The sequence below is a fragment of the Ramlibacter sp. genome (genome assembly GCF_035706265.1).
Lineage (GTDB): Bacteria > Pseudomonadota > Gammaproteobacteria > Burkholderiales > Burkholderiaceae_C > Ramlibacter.
Genome location: NZ_DASSVG010000464.1, coordinates 1 through 8,457, shown reverse-complemented (window position 1 = coordinate 8,457; position 8,457 = coordinate 1). Strand labels below are relative to the sequence as shown.

Here is an 8,457-nt window from a genome sequence, read left to right as displayed (position 1 = left end):
CCCCCAAGGGGGGAGGGGGTCTCAGGGCGGGTCGATCAACTTCAAGCCGAGCGGCAGCGCTTCGCCGAAGACGCCCTGCTGGCCCGCTTCGTCCAACGGAATGAACTCGCGCACCCGCGCGATCCACGCGGGCGGCGCACGCACGGCCTCGAGGCGCTCGATCACCTGCTGGCGCAGGTCGGCCGGCAGGTCGCGCACCCGGTCGCCGCTCAGGCGGGCGAGATTCGCGGCCGCGGCCGCCGCACCATCGACCTGCTTCCAGTCCAGCGCGAGCAGCACCTGCAGCCACGCCGCGGCGCTGTCCGCAGGCACCACGCGGTGCGCGCTACCGTGAAAAGGCAGGCGCGCGCCCAGGCGGCCGATGCTCCAGAGCGTCCATGGACTGCGCGCCCTGGGCCCACCGTGCTGCAACTGCTCCACCAGCCAGTCGCCGACTTCCACCTTGTGCTCGCTGGGGATGCGCTCCAGGGTCGCGCACAGCCGCACCATGTCGTCCCAGCCGCCCTTCACCGGCCGCTGCATCTGCCGCAATTCGGCCGGGTCGATCTCGGCGCCGCGCAGGTTGATCGCGAAGTCCTGCAGCAACTGCTGCTGCGCTTCCTCCGGCAGGCCGCCGGCGACGCGCCGCCACAGCGTCCACCACTCGGCGCCGACCTGGGCGTCGCGGCCATGCTGCACGCCCTGCGCGTAGAGCGGCCAGAGGTGCTCGATGCGCCACTCGTCCAGCGCGTCGCCGAAACCGGGGCGCAGGCACCAGCCGGCCAGGCTCAGCCAGACCCTTTCGTGATCGACGGAGCGGCGCCGGCCGCGGGCGCGCTGCAGCAGTGCATCGAACAAGGCACGCAGCAGCCCCAGGCTCCATTGCTCGCGCTGCCCGAACAGGTGTTCCAGCTGCGCGCGCAATTGCTTCACCCCCTTCGGGTCGGCCGACCGGTCGCGCGTGCCGAACGCGCGCTCCACCAGGGCAACACCTTCGGCGAAGCGCGGTGGCAGGCCTTGCGACGAAGCCGCCGCGCCTTCGCCGCGCAACTGGAACTCGAGCCGCCAGCGCTGGCCCGGGTCTTCGTCGGCAATGCAATACAGGGCCAGCGTGCCGACTTCCGTCAACGTCGAGGCCAGGTGGACGGCGATCTCCTGCCGGTCCGCGCCGCGCGGCGCGCGCAGCACGGTGGCCAGGGGCGGCAGCGCCTGCGCATCGAGTTCGCCCAGGTCCACCTGCGCACCGGCAGCGGGCGTGCCCGAGGTGGTCGCGACGAGGTCGAAGCGCACCGGCTCGCCGCTCTTGAGCGCGAAGCTGCGCCCTTCCAGCGGCACCTCGTGTCCCTCTTCGCTGCCGCGGGGGAGCACGCAGATGCCGCGCGCTTCGCCCTCCGCACCCTCGACCCGCAGGAAGTAGTTGCGGGCCGCGCCCGCGGCGATCTTCGGCGCCAGGCCGCGACGCGCCAGCGCGTACGCCACCGCGCCGCGCGCCACCGCGATGTCGGGGTCCGCGTTGTGCAGCGGCTTCACCGCGGCGCCGCGCCATTGCTCCAGCGTCTCGTGCAGGCGCGCCGCGATGGCATGGGCGCGGAACACGCCGCCATTGAGCAGCACCGCGTCGGGCCAGCCTGAGGCCCGGTGCTGACCCAGGAAGGCGGCCAGGTGCCGCGTCACCGCCGGGTCGCTCGCATAAGGCAGGCCGAAAGCCACGAGGCCGCTGCCCGTGCGGGCGCGGCGGGGCAGTTCATCGGCGGCCACGCGCGGGAAGAATCCGTCGATGACGATGCGCTCGGCTTCCTCGCGCAGCAGGTCCGCCGTGCGGGCGCCGCCTACCAGGCGCGACCCCGTGCCGAGCAGCGTGACCGCCACGCGCTCCGCCGCATCGCGCGCCAGCAGCTTTTCCTTCGCGCCGCGGCAGCGCTCGATGAGCTGCGACAGCGCGCCGGGCGCCAGGCGCTGCCCGCCGGCCGCGGCCGCCAGCTTGCCTTCGGCCAGGTGCGCGAGCGCGAGGTCCATGTTGTCGCCACCCAGCATGAGGTGGCTGCCGACCGCCACGCGTTCCAGCCGCGGCTCGTTGCCGCGCATCTCCACCCGCACGAGGCTCAGGTCCGTGGTGCCGCCGCCCACATCGCACACCAGCACGAGGCGGGTATCGGCCAATTCGGAGACGAGGCTGCGCCGGTGGCGGAACAACCAGTCGTACAGCGCGGCCTGCGGCTCCTCCAGCAGCCGCAGCGTGGGCAGGCCGGCCGCCCGCACCGCTTCCAGCGTGAGCGAGCGGGCCATGTCGTCGAACGAGGCCGGCACGGTCAGCACCAGTTCCTGCTGCTCCAGCGGCGCGTGGGGCATGCGGTGGTTCCATGCCGCCCGCACGTGCGCCAGCACGGCCGCACTGGCTTCCACTGGCGAGATCCGGGGGACGTCCTCCGCGGCGCCCCAGGGGAGGATGGGGGCCAGCCGGTCGACCGCGGCATGCGAGAGCCAGCTCTTCGCGCTCGCCACCAGGCGGCCGGGCACCTGCGCGCCGAGTTCGCGCGCCAGGCTGCCGACCACCGCCGCGTCGCTCGCGCCCCAGGGCAGCACCAGGTCGCCGGCCGGGATCTCGCCCGGCGCGGGGTGGTAGATCGCCGAGGGCAGCAGCGGCCGCGGCGCGACCTCGCCGGGCGCGACCAGTTGCTCGATGCCGAACACCTGGATCGCGTCGTCCGCGACCGCCTTCGACGGCGCCCACGCGACCACCGTGTGCGTGGTGCCGAGATCGATGCCGACGACGTAGGGCGCCATCGCGACGCTCGTGTCCACGCTTCGGCGCGTCAGCCGCCGCCCTCGCCGCCTGCGCGGGGCTCGCCGCGCACGTCGAACTCGACCTTCCAGCGCTCGTCACCGCTGCGCGGCACCGCTTCGAGCTCCAGCGTGCCGGCCCCGGTGACGCGCGCATGCAGGCGCACCGGCACCATCTCGCCCGGCGTGCGGCCCTGCGGCGCCAGCGTGGCCGAGATGGCGTCGATCTCGCGCAATTCCTCGGGGGCCCACGCATCCAGCACCGTGCCCACGGCGTCGTGCCGCCGCACCGAGGAGGCGAAGAAGCGGAAGTGCACCGGCTCGCCGACGATGACGCCCACCTCCAGGGAGGGCAGCGCGGCTTCGGTGCCCTCTTCCATGCCGAACGGCGCGATGCACAGCGCCTGCAGCGGCGGCTCGATCCCGGGCACGGCCGGCATCGACGACTCCACGCCGACGTAGTACGCGAACGCCGTGCCGCCGCGGATGCGCACGCCGCGCCCGCGCCGCACGTAGCCGTAGTACGCCGCGCCGCGCGCGACGGCGAGATCGAGGTCGGCCCCGGCCAGCACACGCGCGGGCTCGCTGCCTTCGGCGCGCAGCCACTGGTCGAGCGTGCCGGCGACGCGTTCGGCGAGCAGTTGCGACTTGAACACGCCGCCGTTGAACAGCAGCGCCGTGGGATGGATGAAGCTGGCCTCGGGGCCCTGGCGGGTCGCGAAGCCTTCCAGTTCGGCCACCGCACCGAGCTGGCGGCCGAGGAAGGCGGCCAGGTGGCGCGTCACCGCGGCGTCCTGCGCATAAGGCAGGCCCAGCTGCGCGAGGGCCGCGCGCACGCGCGTCACCGGCCGCGCCGAGGCTTCGACCGCCGGGAAGAAGCCTTCGAGGATGGTCGCGGCGACCTCCTCGCGCGTGAGCTCGGTCCGGATCGAGCCGCCGATCAGCCGGCTGCCGCGGCTGGGCACGACGAGGGGCAGCGCGGTCGCCTCGGGGTCGGCCAGCAGCTTTTCCTTGGCGCCGCGGCAGGCATGGGTGAGGGCGCGCAGCTGCCAGGCATCGAGCGTCGTGCCGGCGGCCGCGAGCTTGCGCGCGACGACGTGGGCGAGCGCCAGGTCCATGTTGTCGCCGCCGAGCAGGATGTGCTCGCCGACGGCCACGCGGTGCAGCTCCAGGCTGCCCTCGCGCTCGAGCACGGCGATGAGCGAGAAGTCGCTCGTCCCTCCGCCGACGTCGACCACCAGGATCACGTCGCCCGGCCGCGCCTGCTGCCGCCAGGCGGCGCCCGCCGTCTGGATCCAGCTGTAGAGCGCGGCCTGCGGCTCTTCCAGCAGCGTCGGCGCGGGATAGCCCGCCGCCTTGGCCGCTTCCAGCGTGAGCTCGCGCGCGGCCGGGTCGAAGGAGGCCGGGATCGTCACCGTCACGTCCTGCTCGGCGAAGGGCGCCTCGGGGTGCGCCCGGTCCCAGGCCGCGCGCAGGTGCTCGAGGTAGCGGCGCGACGCCTCCAGCGGCGACACCCGCTCCAGCTCGGGCGGGGCGTCGGGCGGCAGGATGGCGCCGCGCCGGTCCACGCCCGGATGCGACAGCCAGCTCTTCGCGCTGGACACCAGGCGGATCGGCGTCGTCGCGCCGCGGCTGCGCGCCAGCTCGCCCACGACGCCGCTGCGCTCGGTCGGCCACGGCAACGCGAGCTCGCCCGGCGGCAATTCGTCGGCATGCGGGAGATAGAGGAAGGACGGCAGCAACGGCTGCTCCTCGACGGTGCCGGGCGCCGTGAGTTGCGGCACCGGCAGCACGCCGTGCACGGTCTGCTCGCCGTCGCTGGCGCCGATGTCGATGAACGACAGCGCGCTGTGCGTCGTGCCGAGGTCGATGCCGATGGAATAGCGCGGGCCGGCGCCTCGTTGCGAAACCTCACTCACAGGTCCACCTCGGCGGCCGCGAGCACGCGGGTGTCGTGCCCTTCGGCGAGCTGGGGCAGCTTGACCTCGGCCACGCGCCAGCCGCGATGGCGCAGGCTGCCGGTGAAGGGCGGCTGGCCGACCACGTTGCCGGTGACGCGCACCGCCGCGGCGTCGAAGCCGGCCGGCAGCGCGATGCGGCTGCCCTCCGGCTCGTCGCGCACCGGCACGATCTGGAAGTGCTCCCGCAGCACCTTGGCGCAGCCCTCGTGCACCAGGCGCGCGGCGGCGCCGACCTGGGCGTCGCTGTAGCCGGCGAGATTCTCGCCGGCGAAGTCGATCAGCCGCGCGTCCCGCTGCAGCAGCGACAGCAGTTGCAGCGCGGAATCCGGACTGGCCTGCTTGAGGGTCGCCGCGGGGGCTGCGGGGCTTGGCCGGGCCGCTGGCGCTGCCGCGGCCGCTGGCGCCGGCGCGGCCCCGCCGGGCATGCCGAGAAAGCGCGCCGCCGTGCCGGGATCGCCGAGCACGGCGGAGAAGGCCCGGAACGCGAGGCCGATCCGGGCGAAGAACGAGGGCGGGTTGCTGGAGGAGGGAGTGTCGTTGGGCGTGGCCATGAGGTGCTCCATGCCGGACGCACAGGCCGCAGCGCCGGATGGCCGGCCGCGCGTGGCATTTGGCGCGCCGATCATGCCACCGCGGTCCGCGGTCGGGTTGCAGTCCGAGGTCTAGCCGGCCGGAGCTCTAGCCGGTCGGGGACTTGAACTTCGCGATCGCCGCCTTGGCATCCTCGATCGCATTGATCTCGAGCTTCTTGCTGCCCCACTTGGGCCGGCCCAGGTATTCGGTGACCGAGGTCACGCGCTTGACCACCCGGCCGCCGACCCGGATCGTGTAGCTCCCGAAGCGGTCGCTTTCGATCTCGTAGGTCGTTTCCGGCCACGATTCGCTGACATAGGTAATCCGCATTCCCTCATTGTCTCTTGCCCGCGGCGGGGCCGGACGGCCAGCTCAGGGGTAGCCTCCCGCCGGGCATGCTCCAATCGCGGCCATGAAGATCGATTTCGACGGTGTCCAGGCCTTCGTTGCGATCGCGGAACTGGGCGGATTCAACAAGGCCGCGCGCGAGCTGCACATCACGCAGACCGCGCTCACGCGGCGCATCCAGAAGCTCGAGGCCTATCTCGGCGTGCGGCTGCTGGATCGCACGACGCGGAAAGTCGAACTCACCGTGGTCGGCCGCGACTTCCTGCCGCAGGCCCGTGCGATCGTGCAGGAGACGACATCGGCCGTGCAGCGCCTGAAGGAGATGGCGCAGCACGGCCGCGGCAATCTGACGGTGGCGTGCATCCCCACGCTGGCCTCCCACGTGCTGCCCCGGATCATCCGCGAATACGCGAAGCGGCATCCGCACAACCAGGTCCGCCTGCTCGATGGGACGTCCGACCAGGTGCGCACCGCCGTCCTCCACGGCAGGGCGGAGCTGGGGATCGCACTGGCGGGCGAAAGCCAGTCCGAGCTGGTCGAAACCGCCTTCTTTTCGGACCCGCTGGTCTTCGTGTGCCGCACGCCGCACCCCTTGCAGGAGCGCAAGACCCTGTCGTGGAACGACATGCGCGGCATCGAGCTGGTGCGCGTGAGCGGCCTGGTCGCCACGCGCGTGGTCATGGACTACCAGCTGGCGCGGCACAACGTCCGGCTGGATGCCAAGTACGAGGTGGACCACCATGCGACGGCGGTCAACCTCGTGGCTGCAGGCGTCGGTGCAGCGATCCTGCCGGCCTCCACCATCCGGGAAGGCGACCGGCCCGGCATCCGCAAGATTCCGCTGACGGCGCCGGTGGTGAAGCGGCGGGTCGTCCTGCTGCGCGCGCGCCGCGGCAGCCTGTCGCCGGCGGCCGAGGCGTTCTACGAGCTGGTGCGCAGCACGCCCGTGAAGGTCTGAGGCGCTGTTGCGGTAACCGCAAGAATCGCGACCTTCTTTTCATTTCACAGCCGGACCGCCGACTCGCACAATCCGCCCACACTTCTGGAGGGGACATGAGCACCGACGTGCTTGTCATCGGCGGCGGCAACGCCGCACTGTGCGCGGCCCTCATGGCTGCCGAGGCGGGCGCCAGCGTGCTGCTGCTGGAAGCCGCCCCCCGCGAATGGCGCGGCGGCAACTCCATGCATACGCGCAACCTGCGCTGCATGCACGATGCCCCGCAGGACGTGCTGGTCGACGCCTACCCCGAGGAGGAGTTCTGGCAGGACCTGCTGAAGGTCACCGGCGGGGTGACGAACGAGCGCCTCGCGCGCCTGGCCATCCGCGCATCCTCGTCCTGCCGCGACTGGATGCGCAAGCACGGCGTGCGCTTCCAGCCACCCCTGTCGGGCGCCCTGCACGTGGCGCGGACCAATGCCTTCTTCATGGGCGGCGGCAAGGCCCTGGTCAACGCCTACTACCGCAGCGCGGAGCGGCTCGGCGTGCGCATCCGGTACGACGCACCGGTGGATCGCGTGGAGATCGAGGACGGGCGCTTCGTGGCGGCGTGGGTGAAAGGCGAGCGCATCACCGCCCGGGCCTGCGTGCTGGCCGCCGGCGGCTTCGAGTCGAACCGCGAATGGCTGCGTGAAGCCTGGGGCCGCAACGAGCGGGGCGAATGGCCGGCCGACAACTTCCTCATCCGCGGCACCCGGTACAACCGCGGCACCCTGCTCAAGCACCTGCTGGACGACCACGGCGCGGACCGCATCGGCGATCCGACCCAGGCCCACATGGTGGCCATCGACGCGCGCGCGCCGCTGTACGACGGCGGCATCTGCACGCGCATCGACTGCGTGTCCCTCGGCGTCGTGGTCAACCGGGACGGCGAACGCTTCTACGACGAGGGCGAGGACTTCTGGCCCAAGCGCTATGCCATCTGGGGCCGGCTGGTGGCGCAGCAGCCGGGACAGGTCGCCCATTCCATCATCGACGCGAAGGCGGTCGGGCGCTTCATGCCGCCGGTGTTCCCCGGCGTGGTGGCGAACACGCTGCCGGAACTGGCCGCCAAGGTGGGCCTGCCGGTGGAGAGATTCATGCACACCCTGCAGGCCTACAACGCCGCCTGCCGCGTCGGCACCTTCGACCACACGGCGCTCGACGACTGCCACACGGAGGGCGTGGTCCCGCCCAAGACGCACTGGGCGCGCCCCATCGACACGGCGCCGTTCTACGCCTATGCCGTGCGCCCCGGCGTGACCTTCACCTACCTGGGGCTGCGCACCGACGAGACGGCTGCGGTCCGCTTCCAGGACGTTCCCAGCCAGAACCTGTTCGTCGCGGGAGAAATGATGGCCGGCAACGTCCTGGGCAAGGGCTACACCGCCGGCGTCGGCATGTCGATCGGCACGGCCTTCGGCCGCATCGCCGGCACCAACGCGGCGCGGGCCGCGCTGCACGAAGGAGCGAAAGAACATGCAAGCGCTTGAAGTGCTGGCCCGCGATGCCGTCGCGCTGGCCAAGGGCGAGGTCGTGCTGACCGCAGCCGAAAACGAAGTGGCCCGGCAGATGCAGATCTGCAATGCCTGCCGCTACTGCGAAGGCTTCTGCGCGGTGTTTCCGGCCATGACACGCCGCCTGGAGTTCGGCAAGGCCGACATCCATTTCCTGGCGAACCTGTGCCACAACTGCGGTGCCTGCCTGCACGCCTGCCAGTACGCGCCGCCCCACGAGTTCGCGGTCAACGTGCCGCAGGCCATGGCGAAGGTGCGCGGGCAGACCTATTCCGACTATGCGTGGCCGCCGGCGCTGGGCGCCTTGTACCGGCGCAACGGC

At 72.3% G+C, this 8,457-nt stretch carries 6 protein-coding genes and 1 pseudogene; 3 read left to right on the top strand and 4 right to left on the bottom strand.

Translation table 11 applies throughout. The annotated features are described in order from the left end of the window. Positions 1–21: 21 nt before the first annotated feature. The 4 genes from VFM98_RS16785 to VFM98_RS16770 form a co-directional block, all read right to left on the bottom strand. Positions 22–2,763 carry an Hsp70 family protein gene (locus VFM98_RS16785; protein ID WP_325111043.1) on the bottom strand — a complete coding sequence of 914 codons (2,742 nt, stop codon included), beginning with the start codon at positions 2,761–2,763 and terminating at the stop codon, positions 22–24. A 29-nt stretch (positions 2,764–2,792) separates the two neighbouring features. After that, a complete protein-coding gene (locus tag VFM98_RS16780; RefSeq protein WP_325111042.1) occupies positions 2,793–4,679 on the bottom strand; it encodes an Hsp70 family protein in 1,887 nt (628 codons plus the stop codon). Further along, on the bottom strand, positions 4,676–5,272 hold the full coding sequence (locus VFM98_RS16775) for a DUF2760 domain-containing protein (protein WP_325111041.1): 597 nt from the start codon (positions 5,270–5,272) through the stop codon (positions 4,676–4,678). The genes VFM98_RS16780 and VFM98_RS16775 overlap by 4 nt, the downstream gene beginning before the upstream one ends. A 127-nt stretch (positions 5,273–5,399) precedes the next feature. Continuing rightward, a complete protein-coding gene (locus tag VFM98_RS16770) occupies positions 5,400–5,624 on the bottom strand; it encodes a hypothetical protein (RefSeq protein WP_325111040.1) in 225 nt (74 codons plus the stop codon). Positions 5,625–5,706: 82 nt separating this feature from the next. Between VFM98_RS16770 and VFM98_RS16765 the strand changes: the two genes are divergently transcribed. The 3 genes and pseudogenes from VFM98_RS16765 to tcuB form a co-directional block, all read left to right on the top strand. Then, positions 5,707–6,600 (top strand): LysR family transcriptional regulator, encoded by an 894-nt coding sequence (locus VFM98_RS16765; RefSeq protein WP_325111039.1) that lies wholly within the window; start codon positions 5,707–5,709, stop codon positions 6,598–6,600. Between the two features lie 95 nt (positions 6,601–6,695). Then, entirely contained in the window at positions 6,696–8,111 is a 1,416-nt protein-coding gene (gene tcuA, locus VFM98_RS16760) for an FAD-dependent tricarballylate dehydrogenase TcuA (RefSeq protein WP_325111038.1), read from the top strand. Next, positions 8,098–8,457, top strand: a pseudogene (gene tcuB, locus VFM98_RS16755) (tricarballylate utilization protein TcuB); the annotation flags it as partial. The gene tcuA and the pseudogene tcuB, both read left to right, overlap by 14 nt.

Coding starts and splice junctions, on each gene's coding strand:
- VFM98_RS16785 (WP_325111043.1), bottom strand. CDS start 2,763: ATGGCGCCCTACGTCGTCGGCATCGATCTCGGCACCACGCACACGGTG.
- VFM98_RS16775 (WP_325111041.1), bottom strand. CDS start 5,272: ATGGCCACGCCCAACGACACTCCCTCCTCCAGCAACCCGCCCTCGTTC.
- VFM98_RS16770 (WP_325111040.1), bottom strand. CDS start 5,624: ATGCGGATTACCTATGTCAGCGAATCGTGGCCGGAAACGACCTACGAG.
- VFM98_RS16765 (WP_325111039.1), top strand. CDS start 5,707: ATGAAGATCGATTTCGACGGTGTCCAGGCCTTCGTTGCGATCGCGGAA.
- tcuA (WP_325111038.1), top strand. CDS start 6,696: ATGAGCACCGACGTGCTTGTCATCGGCGGCGGCAACGCCGCACTGTGC.